This is a genomic window from Enterobacter sp. A8 (assembly GCF_004296595.1).
Classification (GTDB): Bacteria; Pseudomonadota; Gammaproteobacteria; order Enterobacterales; family Enterobacteriaceae; genus Enterobacter; species Enterobacter cloacae.
On the sequence record NZ_SCMF01000001.1, the window covers coordinates 1,546,389 to 1,566,814 of the forward strand.

The window sequence follows — 20,426 nt, forward strand, 5'->3', positions numbered from 1 at the left end:
CGACACCACGCGCTTACAGCGGCTGCGTCTGCGCCTCAACTACCGCCAGCGCCACCATATTCACGATACGGCGTACAGAGGCAATTGGCGTTAACACATGCACCGGTTTTGCCACACCCATCAGCACCGGCCCCACGGTCACCCCTTCAGAACTCGAGACGCGCAGCAGGTTGTAGCTGATACGCGCCGCTTCCACGTTTGGCATAATCAGGATATTCGCTGAGCCTTTCAGCGGGCTGTCTGGCATACGTTCATTGCGGATGCTCTCCACCAGCGCGGCGTCGCCGTGCATCTCACCGTCAATCATCAGCTCCGGTGCGCGCTCGCGAACCAGCTCCAGCGTCTGTCGCATTTTGCAGGCCGCCGCAGATTTAGAGGAGCCGAAGTTAGAGTGCGACAGCAGCGCCACCTTCGGTTCGATACCAAAGCGACGCACGGTTTCAGCCGCCATCACGGTGATCTCCGCCAGCTCGTCCGGGGTTGGATCGTCGTTGACGTAGGTATCGGCGATAAAGGTGTTACCGCTTGGCAGCAGCAGCGCGTTCATCGCACCGGCCGTGTGCACCCCGTCGCGATAGCCGAAGATCTCCTGCACCACGCTGAAGTGCTCGTGGTAATCACCGATGGTTCCGCAGATCAGCGCATCCGCCTCGCCGCGATGAACCATGATTGCGCCAATCACCGTGGTGTTGCTGATCACCGCCCGCTGCGCCTGCTCCTGAGTGATCCCGCGACGTTTCATGATCGCGTAGTATTCGCTCCAGTACTCTTTAAAGCGCGGGTCGGATTCATTGTTGACGATCTCAAAATCAACACCCGGTTTGATCTGCAGGCCCAGCTTCTGGATACGCATCTCGATAACGCTCGGGCGGCCAATCAGGATCGGCTTCGCCAGCCCTAAGGTGATCAGCTCCTGCGTGGCATGGAGCACGCGCGCCTCTTCCCCTTCCGCCAGCACCACCCGCTTCGCGTCGGCACGAGCCTGAGAGAAAATCGGCTTCATAAACAGGTTAGTTTTGTAAACAAACTCGGTGAGCTTATCCACGTAAGCATCGAAATCGGTTATCGGGCGCGTCGCCACGCCAGAGTCCATCGCCGCTTTCGCAACCGCTGGCGCGATTTTGACAATCAGACGCGGGTCGAACGGTTTTGGAATGATGTAGTCCGGGCCAAAGCTCAGATCCTGATCGCCATAGGCTGAAGCAACCACTTCGCTCTGCTCGGCGTGTGCCAGTTCCGCAATGGCGTGCACCGCCGCGAGCTTCATCTCTTCGTTAATGGCCGTCGCGCCTACGTCCAGCGCCCCACGGAAGATGAACGGGAAGCAGAGCACGTTGTTCACCTGGTTCGGGTAGTCGGAGCGACCGGTACAGATGATGGCATCTTCACGCACCGCTTTCGCCAGCGGCGGCAGGATTTCCGGCTCGGGGTTCGCCAGCGCCAGAATCATTGGCGCACGCGCCATCTTCTTCACCATCTCCTGGGTCAGCACTTTCGGGCCTGAACAGCCCAGGAAGATATCCGCGCCGTCAATGACATCCTCAAGCGTACGCTTGCCGTCGTCGTCCACCGCGTAGGCTGCTTTGGTTTCCGCCATGTTCGGTTCGCGGTCTTTGTAGATCACGCCTTTGGAGTCGCAGACCACAATGTTGTGTTTCTGCATCCCGAGCGCCACCAGCAGGTTCATACAGGCAATGGCCGCCGCCCCCGCGCCGGAAACTACCATGCGCACGTCAGAAAGATTTTTCTCCACCACGCGCAGGCCGTTAAGAATGGCGGCGGTGCTGATAATCGCCGTCCCGTGCTGGTCATCATGGAACACGGGAATGTTCATACGTTCACGCAGTTTCTGCTCAATGTAGAAACATTCCGGCGCTTTGATGTCTTCGAGGTTAATACCGCCAAAGGTCGGCTCCAGCGCCGCCACGACGTTGATGAATTTATCGGGATCGTGTTCGTCCACTTCGATATCAAACACGTCGATACCGGCGAATTTCTTGAACAGAACGCCCTTTCCTTCCATCACAGGCTTACCGGCCAGCGCACCAATGTTGCCCAGGCCCAGCACCGCCGTACCGTTAGAGATCACGGCGACCAGATTGCCGCGCGCGGTATATTTGTAAGCGGCCAGCGGATCTTTTTCAATTTCGAGACACGGTGCCGCCACGCCCGGCGAGTAGGCCAGCGCCAGGTCGCGCTGGGTTGCCAGCGGTTTTGTCGGGGAGACCTGAATTTTACCCGGGACAGGAAACTCGTGAAAATCGAGGGCACTCTGTTTTAACTGATCGTCCATCTTGTTATTCCTTTTACGTATCGGTCAGATAGTATCGCCGCAGGCTGCCGCATAAACTTTGAAGGCTGCCAAACTCTCACCATCACACATTAAAAATTGTTATCAATTTATAACAGCCATGTTACCCGTCTCAAAAGCAATGCCTCCCCCGTCTGCTATGCTTTTTTGTTAAGTCCATCATGATTTTTCCAGAAGTGTGAACTAACGCACTCGTCTAACGCTTTTATTTTCAAGGAGTCATGACTTATGAACCAACTTGACGGCATCAAACAATTCACTACCGTGGTTGCAGACAGCGGCGATATCGAGTCGATTCGGCACTACCAGCCTGAAGACGCAACCACCAACCCGTCGCTGCTGCTCAAAGCGGCAGGGCTTTCCCATTTTAGTCATCTGATTGATGACGCCATTGCCTATGGCAAACAGCGCGGCAAAACCCAGGAACAACAGGTTGCCGAAGCCAGTGACAAGCTGGCGGTTAATTTCGGTGCGGAAATTCTGAAAAGCATCCCGGGGCGCGTCTCCACCGAAGTCGATGCCCGCCTCTCCTTCGATAAAGAGAAGAGCATCAATAAAGCCCGCCGCCTCGTCGAACTCTACCAGGAGCAGGGGATCGACAAATCACGCATTCTGATTAAGCTCGCCTCCACCTGGGAAGGCATCCGCGCGGCGGAAGTGCTGGAAAAAGAGGGGATCCACTGCAACCTGACGCTGCTGTTCTCGTTTGCGCAGGCGCGCGCCTGTGCCGAAGCGGGCGTATTCCTGATCTCACCGTTCGTCGGGCGCATCTACGACTGGTATCAGGCAAAACAGCCGATGGATCCGTACGTGGTAGAAGAAGACCCGGGCGTGAAGTCGGTACGTAATATCTACGACTATTACAAGCAGCACCGCTACGAAACCATCGTAATGGGGGCCAGCTTCCGCCGCACCGAGCAGATCCTGGCGCTGGCAGGGTGTGACCGCCTGACCATCTCCCCTGACCTGCTGAAAAAGCTGCAGGACAAAGAAGAGACGGTGATCCGTAAACTGGTGCCGACCTCTACCGTACTGCCCAAACCGAAAGCCATGACCGAAGCGGAATTCCGCTGGGAGCACAATCAGGACCCAATGGCCGTGGAAAAACTGGCGGACGGCATCCGCCAGTTCGCCGTCGACCAGCGCAAACTTGAAGATCTTCTCGCCGCCAAACTTTAACCTTGCCACGGAGTGAACTATGTCCCGTAAAGAGTTAGCCAATGCCATTCGCGCCCTCAGCATGGATGCCGTGCAAAAAGCCAATTCCGGCCACCCTGGCGCACCAATGGGCATGGCAGATATTGCCGAAGTGTTGTGGAATGACTTCCTGAAGCACAACCCTAACGACCCCACCTGGTACGATCGCGACCGTTTTATTCTCTCTAACGGCCACGCGTCGATGCTGCTCTACAGCCTGCTGCATTTGTCCGGCTACGATCTGCCGCTCGAAGAGTTGAAAAACTTCCGCCAGTTGCATTCGAAAACCCCCGGCCACCCGGAGATCGGCTATACGCCTGGGGTGGAAACCACCACCGGGCCGCTGGGACAGGGTTTAGCCAACGCCGTTGGGCTAGCCATCGCGGAACGCACGCTGGGTGCGCAGTTTAACCAGCCGGGGCATGACATCGTCGATCACTACACTTATGTCTTTATGGGTGACGGCTGTCTGATGGAGGGGATCTCCCATGAGGTCTGTTCGCTCGCGGGCACGCTGGGGCTGGGCAAGCTGATTGGCTTCTATGACCACAACGGCATCTCCATAGACGGGGAAACCGAGGGCTGGTTTACCGACGACACGGCAAAACGGTTTGAGGCCTACCACTGGCATGTGGTGCATGAAATTGACGGCCACGATCCCGAGGCGGTGAAAAAAGCGATTCAGGAAGCGCAAAGCGTGAAGGACAAACCGTCGCTGATTATTTGCCGCACGGTTATCGGCTTTGGTTCGCCGAACAAAGCAGGTAAAGAAGAGGCGCACGGTGCGGCGCTGGGTGATGAGGAAGTGGCGCTGACCCGGCAGAAACTGGGCTGGAAATATCCGCCGTTCGAAATTCCGAAAGAGATTTACCGCGCATGGGATGCCCGTGAAGAGGGTGAAAAGGCCCAGCACGCCTGGAACGAGAAATTTGCCGCCTACAAAAAGGCCTACCCGGAGCTGGCGGCCGAATTCACCCGCCGCATGAGCGGAGGGCTACCGGAGGACTGGGAAGAGAAAACCCAGGCGCTGATTGAAAACCTGCAATCTAACCCGGCCAAAATCGCCACCCGTAAGGCGTCGCAAAACACCCTGAATGCGATTGGCCCAATCCTGCCTGAGCTGCTGGGCGGCTCGGCGGATCTGGCCCCCAGCAACCTGACCATCTGGTCTGGCTCGACATCGCTGAAAGAGGATATCGCCGGAAACTATATTCACTATGGCGTACGCGAGTTCGGCATGACCGCCATTGCCAACGGTATCGCTCATCACGGCGGATTTGTCCCCTACACCGCCACCTTCCTGATGTTTGTGGAATACGCCCGTAACGCCGCACGCATGGCGGCTCTGATGAAAGCGCGGCAGATTATGGTTTACACCCATGACTCCATCGGGCTTGGGGAAGACGGGCCAACCCACCAGGCCGTTGAACAGCTGGCGAGCCTGCGCCTGACGCCAAACTTCAGCACCTGGCGTCCCTGCGATCAGGTCGAGGCCGCGGTGGGCTGGAAGCTGGCAGTAGAGCGCCATAACGGACCGACGGCGCTGATCCTGTCACGTCAGAACCTGGCGCAGATTGAACGCACGCCGGAGCAGGTGAAAGACATTGCCCGTGGCGGTTACATTCTGAAGGACAGCGGCGGCAAGCCGGATGTGATCCTGATTGCCACCGGTTCCGAGGTGGAGATTACCGTCAAAGCGGCGGAGAAGTTGACTGCCGAAGGTCACGCGGTGCGCGTGGTTTCCCTGCCTTCAACCGACATCTTTGACGCGCAGGATGAGGCGTATCGTGAATCGGTCCTGCCATCCAGCGTGACGGCCCGCGTGGCAGTTGAGGCGGGCATTGCCGACTACTGGTACAAATATGTCGGGCTGAAAGGGGCCATTGTCGGCATGCGGGGATACGGTGAATCGGCGCCGGCCGACAAGCTGTTCCCGTATTTCGGTTTTACCGTTGAGAACGTCGTTGAGAAGGCGTTAAGCGTGCTTTAGTGCGGCCTGCGTGCCCGGTGACGCTACGCTTACCGGGCAAAACTAGCGTGTGATCCACAACGTGGGCCAGGCATCTGGCCCATTCCAGTTATCGCAGCTGGGCTCCTCGGCATAACGCACCAGACGGAAGCGCTGGCCGTCAAAGCGCCAGCGCGTCTGGATACCGCAGTCGGCAATCCCCCGCCCTAACGCCAGGGTGGTCAACTCACGCGTTTTCTCATCAAAGCGAGCGTTCATTAACTCCATTTCACTGCTGCCGCTGGACGGCGTAAACGGCAGACGCAGCCTGACGCTACGGGAAGAAAACGGTTTTTTACGTGATACCAGCCAGGCCAGATCGACGGTGTTATACGCCCCCGCTTCGCAACTGACGATCAGCAGCGCTTTGTCATCGGTAAGCGCAGTGACGCGCACTTCCCGACGGTTGGGGTCGAGCGAGCACTGGCTGTTATTCATCCGCCAGGTACCATAATCCAGCAGATCGTTCAGTTCGCTGTGGGAGAGCGGTGTCGGGGTGGGATTCACAACCGCCACCTTTTTCAGGGCCGGTGCGGGCGGCACGCTTAACGGCGGATCGTCACCTTTTTTAATCCAGGCGGTTTCACTGCCGACGCGCTTTTGCTGCGCATCGATAAACAACAGCGCCGCTTTCAGGCCACTGAGGGAGATCGCCTGCTTGCCATCACGCAGGGTTAGCGCTTTCCCTTCCTGGATATGCTTAAGAAATGCAGTGATGGTCGCAGCATCGTCCGTTTTCAGATGCCACGGCGTTAACTGCCAGTGCTGGCGCTCCAGCGTCACGGGCACCCCATCAAGCAGCAGGCGCGGCGCAATTGCAGGCTCTTTGACAGACGGGTCTGAAAGACCGCCGAGATCGATACGTAACGAGGCATCGGTTTTCGCGCCAGCGCTGCGGCTAAGCGTCATCACCAGACCACGGTGTTCACCGGTGTTGCGTGCCAGGCAAAAATTCTGGTTATTGCAGGTCACCTGCCAGTCTGAGAATGATTGCTGTGCAGGCGCAGCCCACACCCGCGGTGCGGGGAGCACACAAATCAGGAAAAAAATAAAAACGCAGTAGCGCATGAATGGCACAATCCCGGAACGAAAACGCTTAACTGGGCAGTATCTTCGTGTTCCCGCCGGGGTTGCTCAATCGGATTTATCGGATAGATTTATCCGAAAAACAAACTACATCCGTTCGAAAGAGGGATCCATCAGCCCGGTTGTTTGTAAATACTGCAGTAATATTACAGCTTTACCATCTTTAATTTCCCCGGAACGGATCATCGCCAGCGCCTGGACAAACGGTATCTCCAGCACCTCGATATCTTCATCTTCCACCCCACCGCCCTGATGGATACGATGCGCATCGCTGTATTCGGCAATAAAGAAATGGACGATTTCCGTCACGCCGCCGGGTGACATAAACAGTTCGAAAACTTTTTTAACCTCACCCACTTCAAAGCCCGTCTCCTCGATGGCTTCTTTGCGGATACACACTTCCGGCTCATCGTCATCCAGCAGACCTGCGCAGGTTTCAATCAGCCGTCCGTCCGGATTGCCATTGACCCACGTCGCCACCCTGAACTGGCGGATCAGCACCACGCTCTGCTTTTCACGGTTATAAAGCAGAATGGTTGCCCCATTGCCGCGGTCGTAAACCTCACGTTTGTGGCGGATCACGTCCCCGTTATTACGCGTTAAATCATAGGTGATGTTACGCAGGACAAAGTAATTATCAGAAAGGATTTTGTCTTTGATAACGTCAATTTTCAGGGTCATACGGGCTCCACGACACAATGAGTCTGCCTATATTACGCCGTGAACCCCGCTTTGTCGCCCACCCGATTTAATGCGTTTTTAACGCGCTGACGCCCAGCCAGTCGAGGATACCCTGCGCAGCATGTCGCCCTTCCGCCATGGCGGTGACCACTAAATCTGCGCCGCGTACGGCGTCACCGCCTGCGAAAATTTGCGGGTTAGAGGTCTGATAGCGATAGCGGCTCTCCACCGAGGCGATAATTCGTCCCCAGCTATCCGTCTCCACGCCCTGCGCCTGCAGCCACGGCATCTCGTGTGGATTGAAACCAAATGCCATGATCACCGCATCCGCAGGCATCACAAATTCGCTCCCCGCTATCGGTACCGGCCGACGACGGCCCTGAGCATCCGGTTCGCCGAGTTCGGTACGCAGCATGCGAATGCCGTTGACCTGTCCGTCAGGTGCCAGAGTTAACTCCACGGGCTGAACGTTAAACTCAAACGCGGCGCCCTCTTCCTTCGCATTCTTCACCTCTTTTTTCGAGCCCGGCATATTGGCTTCATCCCGGCGGTAGGCGCAGGTTACCTTCGCCGCACCGTGACGTAACGCGGTGCGGACACAGTCCATGGCGGTATCGCCCCCGCCGAGCACCACCACGTTCAGCCCCCGGGTATCGATAAATGGCTCTTTGGTTGTTGCCTCAAGCCCCATCACGTGGCGGGTGTTTGCCACCAGGAAAGGTAACGCGTCATAGACGCCGGGCGCATCTTCATGTGCGATACCCGCTTTCATGGAACGATAGGTTCCCACACCAATAAACAGTGCATCGTATTCGCGTTGCAGCTGTGACAGCGGCACATCCTGTCCGACGTCGCAGTTCAGAACGAACTGGATCCCCATGGCCGTGAATATCTCCCTGCGCCGTGCGAGCAGCGATTTATCGAGCTTAAAGGCCGGGATACCAAACGTCAGCAAGCCGCCAATCTCCGGGTGCCGGTCATAGACCGTGACGCTGACACCGCTGCGCGCCAGCACGTCGGCACAGGCAAGCCCCGCAGGCCCCGCGCCGATCACCGCCACACGTTTATCAACCGGCGTCACGCCGCTCAGATCCGGCTTCCAGCCCATCGCCAGCGCCTGGTCAGAGATATAGCGCTCGATGTTGCCAATGGTCACCGCGCCTGAGATATCACGCACGGTACAGGCGCCTTCACATAATCGGTCCTGCGGGCAGACGCGGCCGGTAATTTCAGGTAAACAGTTGGTCTGGTGTGAAAGCTCAACCGCCCCGGCGATATCCCCCGCTTTAACGCGTTCAATCCACTGGGGGATATGGTTGTGCAGCGGACAGGTCCATTCACAAATGCTGTGTTCGCCGCACTTCAGGCAGCGCGATGCCTCACGCGCGGCCTGCTCTGCCCGAAACAGCAGGTAGATCTCCTGAAAATGGCTGACGCGTGCACTCGCGGCGAGTTTATCCGGCTCCCCGCGTCGCGGTGTGTTTCTCATCTGCTCAAAGCGGGTGTGCGGCAGGTCTGGCCTTACCGCCTCGCCGTGCCAGGGCTGCGCCTCCTGACGGGCGGTGCGCTGGCGGCGGGTTTTCGCCAGGTTATTCAGTACGGCGGGCGTCGCCAGGGTAAGCACCTGTGCCGGACAATTTTCGATGCAGGCCGGGCCCTGTGGGCGCGTGTGGCAAAGATCGCATTTATGCGCCGAGGCTTTTACGTTGCCCTTGTCGAGAGGCGTAACAACGATCTCCATCGTGCCGAACGGACAGGCAACCACGCAGGCTTTACAGCCAATGCATTTTTGTTGATTCACCTGTACGCTGTCATCGCATTTGCTGATGGCCCCGTTAGGGCAGCTCTGCGCGCAGGGCGCATTCTCGCAATGGTGGCAGGTTACAGGCGTGCTCTTCGCGCCAGATTTCAGGACAGTGATGCGGGGATGAAAATGGCGTTCGCTCAGCACGTGTTGTTCATCGTTGTGCGCCATCACGCAGGCCACTTCGCAGGCACGGCACCCTATACACTGCTGGCTGTTGGCCATAATAAAACGATTCATAACGACACCTGTTTTTGGTTCAATAACCTTATTCTTTATAGGAATATTGTATTTACCCACGGCGGCGCTATCAGGCAATGTACAAATGCCCAGGAAGCCGAACTATCTCCAGTGAACCTGTGGCAGATCAATTTTTTTCAGGAAGCTGTTCTGTGACCGTTAAACGACCCGTTTCCGGAAGCCTGGCCCGGGCTTTCATTTCCATTATCGTGCTGTCCGTTCTGACCAGCACCGTCGCACTGTTCACGCTTGCCAGCAGCCAGCGGGATGCAGAAGCCATCAATATTGCCGGTTCCCTGCGAATGCAGAGCTACCGTCTGGGCTATGAGATGCAACGCAACAGCGACGCCCTGGCGGCGCATCGCGAGAGCTGGCAGCAGACGCTGAGCGCCCCTGCGCTACAGAAGCTGAGCCGCTGGTACGTGCCGGACGATGTTAAGGCGCGCTATCAGCAACTGCATCTGGCATGGCAGGAGATGGACAACCACATCGCTCGCGGCGATATCGGGTGGTATCAGGCCCACATTGAAGACTTTGTCGGCCGGATTGACGCCTTTGTGCTCGCCCTTCAGCACTACACCGAACATAAAATCCGGGCGGTGATTCTGATCTCCCTGGCGGGCGGGATGGGCATCCTGATCCTGACGATCTTTACCCTGCGACGCATCCGCCGCCAGGTGGTGTTACCGCTTAATAATCTGGTGGCGGCCAGCGAGCGCATTGAGCGGGGGCAATTCGATACGCCTGCACCGGATACCGCGCTGCCAAACGAGCTGGGCCAACTTTCCCGGGCGTTCAACCACATGTCTGCCGAGCTGCATACGCTGTATCGCTCGCTTGAACACTCCGTAGCGGAAAAAACGCAGCATCTGAATGAGGCGCATCAGCAACTAGAGATGCTGTTTAAATGCTCTCAGGCACTGAATACCGGCCAGATAGACAGCCACTGTTTCCGGCATATTTTGCAGATAGTGCATGAGTACACGCAGATGAACTACCTGGAGTTGCGCACCAGCGACGACTGGCGGCTCAGTGAAGGTATCGAATCAACCGGGAGCCCTGTCCAAACGCTGCCCGTGCTGATGCAGGATACCCTGTACGGGGAATTACGCTGGCAAAGCGAGACGGGCCACGTTCCTCTGCCGCTGATGGAAAGCGTGGCGACAATGCTCGGACGCGGACTGTATTTCAACCAGGCGCAAAAGCACTACCAGCAGTTGCTGCTGATGGAAGAACGCGCGACGATCGCCCGCGAGCTGCACGATTCCCTGGCGCAGGTACTGTCGTATTTACGTATTCAGCTGGCGCTGCTGAAACGCGCTATCCCGCAGGAAAATGCCCCGGCGCAGACCATTATCACCGACTTTTCCCGCGAGCTTAACAACGCCTGGCATCAATTGCGGGAACTGCTTACCACCTTCCGCCTGACGCTTAACCACGCCAATCTGCCCGCGGCCCTACAGGAGTCACTGGACGGGTTACAGAGCCAGACGCAGGCAAAGCTGCACCTCGACTGCCGCCTCTCCTCGCTGGCGCTGGATGCCCAGAAACAGGTGCATTTGCTGCAGATCGTGCGTGAAGCGGTGTTGAATGCGATGAAGCACGCCCAGGCCAGCGAGATAACCGTCAGCTGCGTGACGTCTGCTGACGGCACCCACAGCGTCAGCATTCGCGATAACGGTATCGGGATTGGCGAAGCCAGCGAGCCGCCGGGACATTACGGGCTGAATATTATGCGCGAACGGGCGGCGCGACTTGGCGGAACGCTGCACTTTTCCCAGCCGCAAAACGGGGGGACGCTGGTGAGCGTGATCTTCCCGACAAACGGGGCCGGGAGGTAAATAACGGTAAAAGGTGAAGCGCAGAGAAAAGCGCATGATAATTTACACTATCTCCTTTATTTCTCCACGTTTGGTCTTCGTCTTGCCGCTAAAGTGATGCGGGCAATAAACAATAATGACGTGCAGCAAAACGAGGTCTCATTTTCATGGCGAATTTTTTTATCGATCGCCCCATTTTTGCCTGGGTACTTGCCATACTGTTGTGTCTGACAGGTGTCCTGGCCATTACTTCACTTCCTGTTGAGCAATATCCCGACCTGGCACCACCAAACGTGCGCGTCACGGCAAATTACCCCGGAGCTTCAGCACAAACGCTGGAAAATACCGTCACGCAGGTTATCGAGCAGAACATGACGGGTCTGGATAACCTGATGTACATGTCCTCGCAGAGTAGCGCCACGGGCCAGGCGACCGTCACCCTGAGCTTTACCGCCGGTACGGATCCGGACGAAGCCGTACAGCAGGTGCAAAACCAGCTGCAGTCGGCGATGCGTAAACTGCCTCAGGCGGTGCAGAATCAGGGGGTTACCGTACGTAAAACCGGTGACACCAACATCCTGACTATTGCGTTTGTCTCTACCGACGGTTCCATGGATAAGCAGGACATTGCGGACTACGTCGCCAGTAATATTCAGGATCCCCTCAGCCGTATTAACGGCGTCGGTGATATCGATGCTTACGGCTCTCAGTATTCAATGCGTATCTGGCTTGATCCGAATAAGCTGAACAGCTTCCAGATGACGGCAACCGACGTGACGGATGCCATTAAATCCCAGAACGCCCAGATTGCGGTGGGACAACTGGGGGGAACGCCCTCCGTCGATAAACAAGCGTTGAATGCCACCATTAACTCACAGTCGCTGCTTCAGACCCCGGAGCAGTTTCGCAACATTACCCTGCGCGTAAATCAGGATGGTTCAGAGGTCCGCCTGGGCGATGTCGCCACAGTAGAAATGGGGGCAGAGAAATATGATTATCTCAGCCGCTTTAACGGTAACCCGGCCTCCGGTCTGGGGGTAAAACTGGCCTCCGGGGCCAATGAAATGGCCACCGCGCAGCTGGTGCTGGATCGTCTGGATGAGCTGTCGCACTATTTTCCCCACGGGCTGGAATATAAAGTCGCCTACGAAACCACCTCCTTCGTTAAAGCCTCTATTGAAGATGTGGTGAAAACGCTGCTGGAAGCGATCGCGCTGGTCTTCCTGGTCATGTACCTGTTCCTGCAAAACTTCCGCGCAACGCTGATCCCGACCATTGCCGTTCCGGTGGTGTTGCTGGGTACCTTCGCGGTGCTTTACGCGTTTGGTTACAGCATTAACACCCTGACGATGTTTGCAATGGTGCTGGCGATTGGCCTGCTGGTGGACGATGCCATCGTGGTGGTCGAAAACGTCGAGCGCATCATGAGCGAGGAAGGGCTTTCCCCCCGTCAGGCCACGCGTAAATCGATGGGACAAATTCAGGGGGCGTTAGTTGGCATCGCGATGGTGCTCTCGGCGGTCTTTATCCCGATGGCGTTTTTCGGCGGCACAACTGGCGCCATTTATCGTCAGTTTTCAATCACCATCGTCTCCGCAATGGTGCTGTCGGTGCTGGTGGCGTTGATCCTCACGCCTGCCCTCTGCGCCACCCTCCTCAAACCGCTACATAAAGGGGAGCAGCACGGTCAGAAGGGCTTTTTTGGCTGGTTTAACCGCATGTTCAACCGCAGTGCCGCGCGTTATGAAACCGCCGTCGGCAAGGTGCTGCACCGCAGCCTGCGCTGGATGATGATTTACGTTGTGCTGCTGGGCGGTATGGTGTGGCTGTTCCTGCATCTGCCGACTTCGTTCCTGCCGCAGGAAGACCGGGGGATGTTCATCACTTCAGTGCAACTCCCGAGCGGGTCAACGCAGCAGCAAACGCTGAAGGTAGTTCAGAAGGTGGAGCAGTACTTCTTTACCAAAGAGAAAGATAACGTGGTGTCGGTCTTCTCCACCGTCGGCTCAGGCCCGGGCGGGAACGGGCAGAACGTTGCACGTATGTTTGTGCGCCTGAAAGACTGGGACGCGCGCGATACGAAAACGGGTACCTCGTTTGCCATTATCGAACGCGCGACCAAAGCCTTCTCCCGTATCAAAGAGGCTCGCGTTTTTGCCAGCAGCCCACCGGCCATCAGCGGTCTCGGCAGTTCTGCCGGGTTTGACATGGAGTTGCAGGACCATGCCGGTGCGGGCCACACGGCGCTGATGGCGGCGCGCGACAAGCTGTTAGAGCTGGCCGGTAAAGATCCGGGTCTGACCCGCGTTCGTCACAACGGTCTGGATGACAGCCCGCAGCTGCAGGTCGATATTGATCAGCGTAAGGCGCAGGCGCTGGGCGTTTCCATCGACGACATCAACGACACGCTACAAACGGCGTGGGGTTCAAGCTATGTGAATGACTTTATGGATCGCGGTCGCGTTAAAAAAGTGTATGTGCAATCCGCCGCGCCATACCGCATGCTGCCGGACGATATTAACCGCTGGTATGTCCGCAACAATGCGGGCGGCATGGTGCCGTTCTCCGCCTTCGCCTCCTCGCACTGGGAGAGCGGTTCTCCGCGTCTGGAGCGCTATAACGGCTATTCCGCCGTTGAGATCGTCGGTGAAGCCGCGCCGGGTGTCAGCACCGGTACGGCGATGGACACCATGGAAAAGCTGGTGCAACAGCTGCCCGCTGGCTTTGGTCTGCAGTGGACGGCCATGTCTTATCAGGAGCGGCTCTCCGGGGCGCAGGCTCCCGCGCTTTACGCGCTTTCGCTGCTGGTGGTCTTCCTCTGTCTTGCGGCGCTGTATGAAAGCTGGTCAGTCCCGTTCTCGGTCATGCTGGTGGTACCGCTTGGCGTGATCGGCGCGCTGCTCGCCACCTGGATGCGCGGTCTGGAGAACGACGTTTACTTTCAGGTGGGGCTGCTCACCGTGATTGGGTTGTCAGCGAAAAACGCCATCCTGATTGTTGAGTTTGCCAATGAGATGAATGCGAAAGGCCATGAGCTGATGGCTTCCACGCTGCATGCCTGCCGTCAGCGCTTACGTCCAATCCTGATGACCTCGCTGGCGTTTGTCTTCGGGGTGTTACCAATGGCAACCAGCTCAGGTGCAGGCTCCAGCAGCCAGCATGCGGTAGGTACAGGCGTCATGGGAGGAATGATTTCAGCCACGATCCTGGCCATTTATTTTGTGCCGCTGTTCTTCGTGCTGGTGCGTCGCCGCTTCCCGCTCAAGGAACGGCCTGAATAAGATAGTGAAAATAAAAAAGGCGGCTCAGTAGGCCGCCTTTTTACTGTGCGATTAATTCACACTATGGTTATTTTACTTATTTAAGTGCTCTTGCAATTCTTACTGAATGTCATTTACGAAGCATGCCTTCGATAAAATCTTTCCAGTTCCCCAGTTCACGTTCAATCATAACAACCTCTCTTATTATTATGCGCATTCTACGAAAACGTATCATCATTGTGAAGACAATTTAACCGATTGCTGTGATTGTACCCCGTCTGCGCGCTGGATTTATGATAAATATGAACGGAGAACCTTAAATTTTGTGTGACGGCCAGCAATATTTTGAAATAACCCTACGCACGGGTGAGTTTTATTTTACCCGCTGAGTTTACAGACAATTTATACCTGATGGACATCTATGCTTAAATGATGAAAGAATATTCAGCGTACAGGTGTGAGTTGAATTTAAAAGAGGTGTTAATCCAGAGCGTTTCTGAATGTGTTATATTCCGTTTAAGGATATATCTTCGAATTTACTGAACATTTAATGGTCATAAGAACAAAAGGATTCAACATGGTTGTCATGTACGGCATTAAAAATTGTGACACGATCAAAAAAGCCCGTCGCTGGCTCGAAGCTAACAACATCGAGTACCGCTTCCACGATTACCGTGCCGATGGGCTTGATGCAGAATTTCTGCATACCGCCATTAACGAACTGGGGTGGGACGCGCTGCTGAACACCCGCGGCACGACCTGGCGCAAGCTGGACGAATCACTGCGCGCCAGCATCAAGGATGCCAACAGCGCAGCAAATCTGATGCTTGAAATGCCAGCAATCATCAAACGCCCATTGCTCTGCGCGCCCGGGCAGCCTATGCTGCTGGGTTTCAGTGAAACCCTTTATTCCGACTTTTTTCGTTGAGGTGTAGTTTATGTCATGCCCGGTCATTGAGCTGACTCAGCAGCTTATTCGCCGTCCTTCCCTTAGCCCGGACGACGCAGGTTGTCAGGCATTAATGATTGAGCGCCTGCGTGCCATCGGTTTTACCGTGGAGCGGATGGATTTTGGCGACACCCAGAATTTCTGGGCGTGGCGTGGCCAGGGTGAAACACTGGCCTTTGCCGGGCATACCGACGTGGTTCCCGCAGGTGATGCGGACCGCTGGATCAACCCTCCGTTTGAACCAACCATCCGCGATGGCATGCTGTTTGGCCGCGGCGCCGCAGACATGAAAGGCTCCCTGGCGGCAATGGTTGTGGCGGCTGAGCGCTTTGTCGCCCAGCACCCGAACCATAAAAACCGTCTCGCGTTTCTCATTACCTCTGATGAAGAAGCCAGCGCCCATAACGGCACCGTCAAGGTGGTTGAGGCCCTGATGGCCCGCAACGAGCGTCTGGACTACTGTCTGGTCGGCGAGCCGTCCAGCACCGAGGTGGTGGGCGATGTGGTGAAAAATGGCCGCCGCGGTTCGTTAACCTGTAACCTGACCATTCACGGCGTACAGGGACACGTGGCGTACCCGCATCTGGCCGATAACCCAGTTCACCGCGCAGCGCCAATGCTGAGTGAACTGGTAAGCATTGAGTGGGACAAAGGCAATGAGTTTTTCCCGCCAACCAGCATGCAGATTGCGAACGTGAAGGCCGGAACCGGCAGCAATAACGTGATCCCGGGCGATTGTTTCGTTCAGTTTAACTTCCGTTTCAGCACCGAGCTGACCGATGAGATGATCAAAGCGCGCGTTATCGCCCTGCTGGAAAAATATCAGCTGCGTTACACCGTGGACTGGTGGCTTTCCGGCCAGCCGTTCCTGACACAGCGTGGCAAACTGGTGGATGCGGTGGTGAACGCCATCGAGCACTATAATGAAATTAAGCCACAACTGCTGACGACGGGTGGCACCTCAGACGGACGCTTTATCGCCCGCATGGGAGCTCAGGTTGTCGAACTGGGGCCAGTGAACGCGACCATTCATAAAATCAATGAGTGTGTAAATGCCGCGGATTTACAACTGCTGGCCCGTATGTATCAACGTATTATGGAGCAAATCGTCGCCTGACGAGCGCTCTGAGAGGAATAGCGAATGGATTGGCTTGCAAAGTACTGGTGGATTCTGGTGTTAGTGTTTCTGGTAGGCGTATTGCTTAACGTGATTAAAGATCTTAAGCGCGTTGACCATAAAAAATTCCTCGCCAACAAGCCGGATCTTCCGCCTCATCGTGATTTTAACGATAAGTGGGATGACGACGACGACTGGCCGAAGAAAGACCAGAAGAAGTAATCCCCTCACCCCCAGCCCCTCTCCCCAGAGAGGCGAGGGGTGCCATGTTCCCTTTCCCCTTAGGGGAGAGGGTTAGGGTGAGGGGAAATAATCACATAAATTCAACAATATCATCATCGTCCGGCTTACCGCCGCTGAGCGCTTCATCAAAGTAGTGCTTCGGTACGGTATAGCGCAGATGGTCGAGCGCAAACTGCATGCTGCGATCGTCAATCGCGTGGCCGAGATCGTCAACGATATCCAGCGTCACATCCCCGCCTTCCCGGATCAGGGCTTCCTGGGCAGCTACGGCATGCGAAAGCTCAATCACCCGGTCTTCGCCACCGTGGATCAAGTGGATCGTTGTCTGCGTGGTCGCGCTCGTCGGTAGCGTCGCGAAACGGCCGTTAAAGGCAATCACGCGCGAAGCCAGACCCGGCTCTGCTTTCACGCTCTCCAGAGACATAATTGACCCCTGTGAAAAGCCAATCAGCGCGGTCGCGTCGGCACCGACGCCGCTCTGCTGCTGCCAGTAACGCACGGTTTCGATAAAGACCGGCATAATGGCATCAATACGCGCCTGACGGTTCTCTTCCGTCACGCCCTGAACGGAGAACCACTGCCGTCCGTCAGGGCCACACGGCTCCACGCCGCCGATACTGACAATCAGCGCCTCAGGAAAAACAGGTGCAAACCAGCGACCAATCTCTCCCATATTGACGGCGTTATCGCCAACGCCATGAAACAGCAACAGTAACTGTTTAGCCGGTTTGTCGGGGCTTTGAACAACAAAATGATCGTGTTTCATGGCGGTCTCCTTAATTGATGACCTGGATTCTACGCCTTGCGGGGGGAATGACCATGCCACTTTACTGAAGAAGTCATTGAAAAAATTGCCATTGCAAAATGTCGCTTTTGAGCTGCTGACTGCGTGCTTTATCAAGACATTCAAGGGCCTGCGCCGTTTCAGCGCGTAATCTTGCCAGCACCGCTTTTCGCCCGGTGAGCGACAGTTCAGCACTGAGCGCAGCGTCCTCTCTTCGTGCCTCAATTTTACCGCGCAGGGCCGGAAGCGGCAGATCCACGGCGAGCAGCAAACGCGTCAATGCGGCAACGGACGTAGCAAAGGGCCGGTGTGCAAAGGCAAAGCCTGCCAGCTCCAGCCAGTCGTCACTATTAAGGGTAGCTTCCCACTCATCTGCCACCGGGATCTTTTCGCCATTCCACAATGATAAGACACGCGCATCGCGATGCAGGCGCAGCCGGGCCTGTTCACACAGACGATGCCCCGCCTCACTTTGCGGCAATAATGCCATTGCGGTATAGCAGCCGCTGCTGGCTTCGCGGTGGCTGCCTATCCGTACCAGCTCAAAGCCGCACTGCTGCCAGAAATGCCACAGCGCGTCGGTAAAGCCAAAGCTCACCGAGAGATAATCCTCCCCGCAGGCCTCGCGGATGAGCGCCCGGCCGATCCCTTCCCGTTGCCGGTGAGGGTGAACAGCGATGCGCGTGATCCGTCGACCTTTCAGCGTTGCTGCCAGAGGCGTGCCACCATGCGCGGCCAGAGACTGCGCGACAAGATTGCCGCGAGGTCGACGAAAACCCGCCCATACTGCGCGACTTAGCGCCGGGCTTAACCCGCCTTCGTCTACCAGCCACAGCGCGCCCGCAATGACCGGGTCCGTTTGCGCGACGGCAACGTGCTGACCGGGGGCGTCCATCATACGGCGCAGATCCAGCGGCGAGGTACGGTAATGGGCCGCACAAAGCAGCTCGTAGACACTCGCGGCGAGTGCAGGCGTGTGCTCCCATGCGTCGGGGGCCAGAGAGGTCAGTTGCACCTCTCCTTTCGGCTGCTGGTCGATGAGCGTGTCGTCAAACAGCAGTGCGCTGGCGACTACCCGCTCAAGCGGACATCCCGCAGCCCAGCGAACGGGGGTGGATAAGGTATAACGCTGCAGGGCGCTGAACTGCGCGCAGAATTTAAGCAAAAACCCTCTTCCGGTTCCTTCATACCCTTGTACCGTCGTGGTTAACAGTACCCGTGGAAAGCGCGCAACCAGCTTCTCCAGCACAGGGCCGGGTATGGCCGCCGCCTCATCGACAATCAGCCAGTCGGCATGGTGTGAGGAGGCCAGCAGCGCATCCGGTGCCATAAAGCGAAAATGTTCACCCGCAAACCGTGCGATGACCTCCGTTGCTCCCTTTGCCGGTGCGGTGACAACTGCTCTGCCCTCAATGCTGTTCAGCAGCATGCCGGCAAGCGCCGATTTTCCCCGCCCGCGCGGGGCGGTAACGGCCGCAACGCCTTTCGGCATTGCACGAAGTGCCTGCAGGATTTCCGCCTGCTCGCGCTGGGGTGCACCGTTAGCGGGTTGCCAGTCAGGGGCATCAGGAAACGGAGGAAGGGTTAACGGCTGGTTTTGTTGCCAGACGATTGCATCGGGATCGCGGGTAATCGTCTGACAAAAGTGGCGAATGAAATTCGGCGTGGGAATGGGTTCCGCGCTGTCGCTCCAGCGCAGGGAATCACTGTCGGGCGTGCCAGCCCACACCGCAAGCGGGGGAGCCAACAGCACCAGCAGGCTCCCGGCACGCAGCGTTCCGCTCAGGGCGGCAAAGGCTGAGACATCAAACCCGACGCGGGCATCAAAAACAGCATGCCGGAACTCGCGCCCCAGCAGCCCGCTTATCTCCCGGGAAGGGTTTTCATCCAGCCACACCCAATCCCCGGAAAGCGTATCACGCAGCGCCCCGGCCTGCGCCAGGGACCACTGCGCATCACCGCTGAGCACCACCAGCCGACGCTGGCCGGTGCGCTCAAGCTGGCTAATCAGTTGGTCAAACGCCACCATTACATGGCTTTACCGAAGGTATTGCACTGCGCCGGGTCACCGCTGTCAAAACCGCGTTTAAACCAGGTGTAACGTTGTTCTGACGTCCCGTGAGTGAAGCTGTCCGGCACAACCCGGCCCTGGCTCTGCTGCTGGAGACGGTCGTCACCAATGGCCTCTGCGGCATTTAACGCCTCTTCCAGGTCGCCAGATTCCAGCACGCCCTGCTTCTGCATGCTGTTACCCCAGACGCCCGCGAAGCAGTCCGCCTGCAGCTCCATACGCACGGAGAGGCGATTGACCTCTGCCTGCGAGGCGTTTTGCTGAAGCTGACGAACCTTAGGCTCAATGCCCAGCAATTTTTGCACGTGATGCCCCACTTCATGCGCAATCACGTAGCCCTGAGCAAAATCACCGTCGGCACCGAGTTTGCGTTTCATGTCATCATAAAAAGAGAGATCGATATAGACGGTGCTGTCTGCCGGGCAGTAGAACGGCCCCATCACCGACTGTCCGGTGCCGCAGCCGGTGCGGGTCGCACCACGGTACATCACCAGCTTCGGCTGTTGGTAGCTGCGCCCCATTTTCTCAAACTGCTGGCTCCACGTGTCTTCAGTGGTCGCGAGAATAACGGAGGTAAATTTGGCCGCTTCATCTTCATTTGGGTTGATGGAGCGCTGAGATTGCTGCTGTTGCTGCAGCGGCTGACCGGTCATTAACCCGGTGAGATCGACCCCGTAGTAACCCGCAACCAGCACCACAATCAGCAGAATGATTCCGCCTTTTCCACTGGGTAAACGGAAGCCGGGGCCACCCATGGAAGGGCCGCCACCGCTATCACCACGTCTGTCTTCTACATTGTCACTTTCACGACGCCCTTGCCAGCGCATAACTACCTCGAACTATTCCATTAATAAT

15 protein-coding genes are annotated in these 20,426 nt (G+C 56.8%); 7 read left to right on the forward strand and 8 right to left on the reverse strand.

What is annotated here, in order from left to right; all coding sequences use genetic code 11:
• Positions 1–13: 13 nt before the first annotated feature.
• Positions 14–2,293: an NADP-dependent oxaloacetate-decarboxylating malate dehydrogenase gene (maeB, locus tag EQV24_RS07305; RefSeq protein WP_013098212.1), complete on the reverse strand. Its 2,280-nt coding sequence runs from the start codon at positions 2,291–2,293 to the stop codon at positions 14–16.
• 246 nt (positions 2,294–2,539) lie between these two features.
• Here maeB and tal point away from each other — a divergent pair, with 246 nt between their 5' ends.
• Both tal and tkt read left to right on the forward strand, forming a co-directional pair.
• Positions 2,540–3,490: a transaldolase gene (gene tal / locus EQV24_RS07310; protein WP_013098213.1), complete on the forward strand. Its 951-nt coding sequence runs from the start codon at positions 2,540–2,542 to the stop codon at positions 3,488–3,490.
• 19 nt (positions 3,491–3,509) lie between these two features.
• Complete coding sequence (gene tkt / locus EQV24_RS07315) at positions 3,510–5,498, forward strand: transketolase (protein WP_013098214.1); 1,989 nt, start codon at positions 3,510–3,512, stop codon at positions 5,496–5,498.
• Between the two features lie 42 nt (positions 5,499–5,540).
• Here the strand turns inward: tkt and EQV24_RS07320 are convergent, their stop codons facing one another.
• The 3 genes from EQV24_RS07320 to aegA all read right to left on the reverse strand — a co-directional run bounded on the left by EQV24_RS07320 (position 5,541) and on the right by aegA (position 9,327).
• Positions 5,541–6,584 carry a DUF1176 domain-containing protein gene (locus EQV24_RS07320; protein ID WP_020689967.1) on the reverse strand — a complete coding sequence of 348 codons (1,044 nt, stop codon included), beginning with the start codon at positions 6,582–6,584 and terminating at the stop codon, positions 5,541–5,543.
• Positions 6,585–6,689: 105 nt separating this feature from the next.
• On the reverse strand, positions 6,690–7,283 hold the full coding sequence (gene nudK, locus EQV24_RS07325) for a GDP-mannose pyrophosphatase NudK (RefSeq protein ID WP_023620399.1): 594 nt from the start codon (positions 7,281–7,283) through the stop codon (positions 6,690–6,692).
• A gap of 67 nt (positions 7,284–7,350) precedes the next feature.
• A complete protein-coding gene (gene aegA / locus EQV24_RS07330) occupies positions 7,351–9,327 on the reverse strand; it encodes a formate-dependent uric acid utilization protein AegA (protein WP_130626371.1) in 1,977 nt (658 codons plus the stop codon).
• 152 nt (positions 9,328–9,479) lie between these two features.
• On the opposite strand from aegA, the gene narQ reads away from it, so the two are divergent.
• Entirely contained in the window at positions 9,480–11,168 is a 1,689-nt protein-coding gene (narQ, locus tag EQV24_RS07340) for a nitrate/nitrite two-component system sensor histidine kinase NarQ (RefSeq protein WP_038984267.1), read from the forward strand.
• A 146-nt stretch (positions 11,169–11,314) separates the two neighbouring features.
• Complete coding sequence (gene acrD, locus EQV24_RS07345) at positions 11,315–14,428, forward strand: multidrug efflux RND transporter permease AcrD (RefSeq protein ID WP_029882269.1); 3,114 nt, start codon at positions 11,315–11,317, stop codon at positions 14,426–14,428.
• A gap of 109 nt (positions 14,429–14,537) precedes the next feature.
• Here the strand turns inward: acrD and ypfM are convergent, their stop codons facing one another.
• Positions 14,538–14,597: a protein YpfM gene (ypfM, locus tag EQV24_RS07350; protein WP_015572204.1), complete on the reverse strand. Its 60-nt coding sequence runs from the start codon at positions 14,595–14,597 to the stop codon at positions 14,538–14,540.
• 387 nt (positions 14,598–14,984) lie between these two features.
• Between ypfM and EQV24_RS07355 the strand changes: the two genes are divergently transcribed.
• The 3 genes from EQV24_RS07355 to EQV24_RS07365 are packed head-to-tail and all read left to right on the forward strand — an operon-like array spanning position 14,985 to position 16,695.
• On the forward strand, positions 14,985–15,335 hold the full coding sequence (locus tag EQV24_RS07355; RefSeq protein ID WP_130626372.1) for an ArsC family reductase: 351 nt from the start codon (positions 14,985–14,987) through the stop codon (positions 15,333–15,335).
• Positions 15,336–15,345: 10 nt separating this feature from the next.
• Positions 15,346–16,473 carry a succinyl-diaminopimelate desuccinylase gene (gene dapE / locus EQV24_RS07360; RefSeq protein ID WP_013098221.1) on the forward strand — a complete coding sequence of 376 codons (1,128 nt, stop codon included), beginning with the start codon at positions 15,346–15,348 and terminating at the stop codon, positions 16,471–16,473.
• A gap of 24 nt (positions 16,474–16,497) precedes the next feature.
• Entirely contained in the window at positions 16,498–16,695 is a 198-nt protein-coding gene (locus EQV24_RS07365; RefSeq protein WP_013098222.1) for a YpfN family protein, read from the forward strand.
• Between the two features lie 91 nt (positions 16,696–16,786).
• Here the strand turns inward: EQV24_RS07365 and ypfH are convergent, their stop codons facing one another.
• The 3 genes from ypfH to EQV24_RS07380 all read right to left on the reverse strand — a co-directional run bounded on the left by ypfH (position 16,787) and on the right by EQV24_RS07380 (position 20,398).
• Positions 16,787–17,482, reverse strand: coding sequence for an esterase (gene ypfH / locus EQV24_RS07370; protein WP_013098223.1), 696 nt, complete (start codon positions 17,480–17,482; stop codon positions 16,787–16,789).
• Between the two features lie 73 nt (positions 17,483–17,555).
• Positions 17,556–19,529, reverse strand: coding sequence for a GNAT family N-acetyltransferase (locus tag EQV24_RS07375; RefSeq protein ID WP_130626373.1), 1,974 nt, complete (start codon positions 19,527–19,529; stop codon positions 17,556–17,558).
• On the reverse strand, positions 19,529–20,398 hold the full coding sequence (locus tag EQV24_RS07380; protein WP_029882266.1) for a neutral zinc metallopeptidase: 870 nt from the start codon (positions 20,396–20,398) through the stop codon (positions 19,529–19,531). Before EQV24_RS07380 ends, EQV24_RS07375 begins: the two co-directional genes overlap by 1 nt.
• Positions 20,399–20,426 lie beyond the last annotated feature (28 nt).

Bases quoted from the DNA above. Each gene is read 5' to 3' on its own strand.
- aegA (WP_130626371.1), bottom strand. From the start codon at position 9,327: ATGAATCGTTTTATTATGGCCAACAGCCAGCAGTGTATAGGGTGCCGT.
- tal (WP_013098213.1), top strand. From the start codon at position 2,540: ATGAACCAACTTGACGGCATCAAACAATTCACTACCGTGGTTGCAGAC.
- EQV24_RS07375 (WP_130626373.1), bottom strand. From the start codon at position 19,529: ATGGTGGCGTTTGACCAACTGATTAGCCAGCTTGAGCGCACCGGCCAG.
- tkt (WP_013098214.1), top strand. From the start codon at position 3,510: ATGTCCCGTAAAGAGTTAGCCAATGCCATTCGCGCCCTCAGCATGGAT.
- dapE (WP_013098221.1), top strand. From the start codon at position 15,346: ATGTCATGCCCGGTCATTGAGCTGACTCAGCAGCTTATTCGCCGTCCT.
- ypfH (WP_013098223.1), bottom strand. From the start codon at position 17,482: ATGAAACACGATCATTTTGTTGTTCAAAGCCCCGACAAACCGGCTAAA.
- EQV24_RS07320 (WP_020689967.1), bottom strand. From the start codon at position 6,584: ATGCGCTACTGCGTTTTTATTTTTTTCCTGATTTGTGTGCTCCCCGCA.
- EQV24_RS07355 (WP_130626372.1), top strand. From the start codon at position 14,985: ATGGTTGTCATGTACGGCATTAAAAATTGTGACACGATCAAAAAAGCC.
- EQV24_RS07380 (WP_029882266.1), bottom strand. From the start codon at position 20,398: ATGCGCTGGCAAGGGCGTCGTGAAAGTGACAATGTAGAAGACAGACGT.
- EQV24_RS07365 (WP_013098222.1), top strand. From the start codon at position 16,498: ATGGATTGGCTTGCAAAGTACTGGTGGATTCTGGTGTTAGTGTTTCTG.
- maeB (WP_013098212.1), bottom strand. From the start codon at position 2,293: ATGGACGATCAGTTAAAACAGAGTGCCCTCGATTTTCACGAGTTTCCT.
- acrD (WP_029882269.1), top strand. From the start codon at position 11,315: ATGGCGAATTTTTTTATCGATCGCCCCATTTTTGCCTGGGTACTTGCC.
- nudK (WP_023620399.1), bottom strand. From the start codon at position 7,283: ATGACCCTGAAAATTGACGTTATCAAAGACAAAATCCTTTCTGATAAT.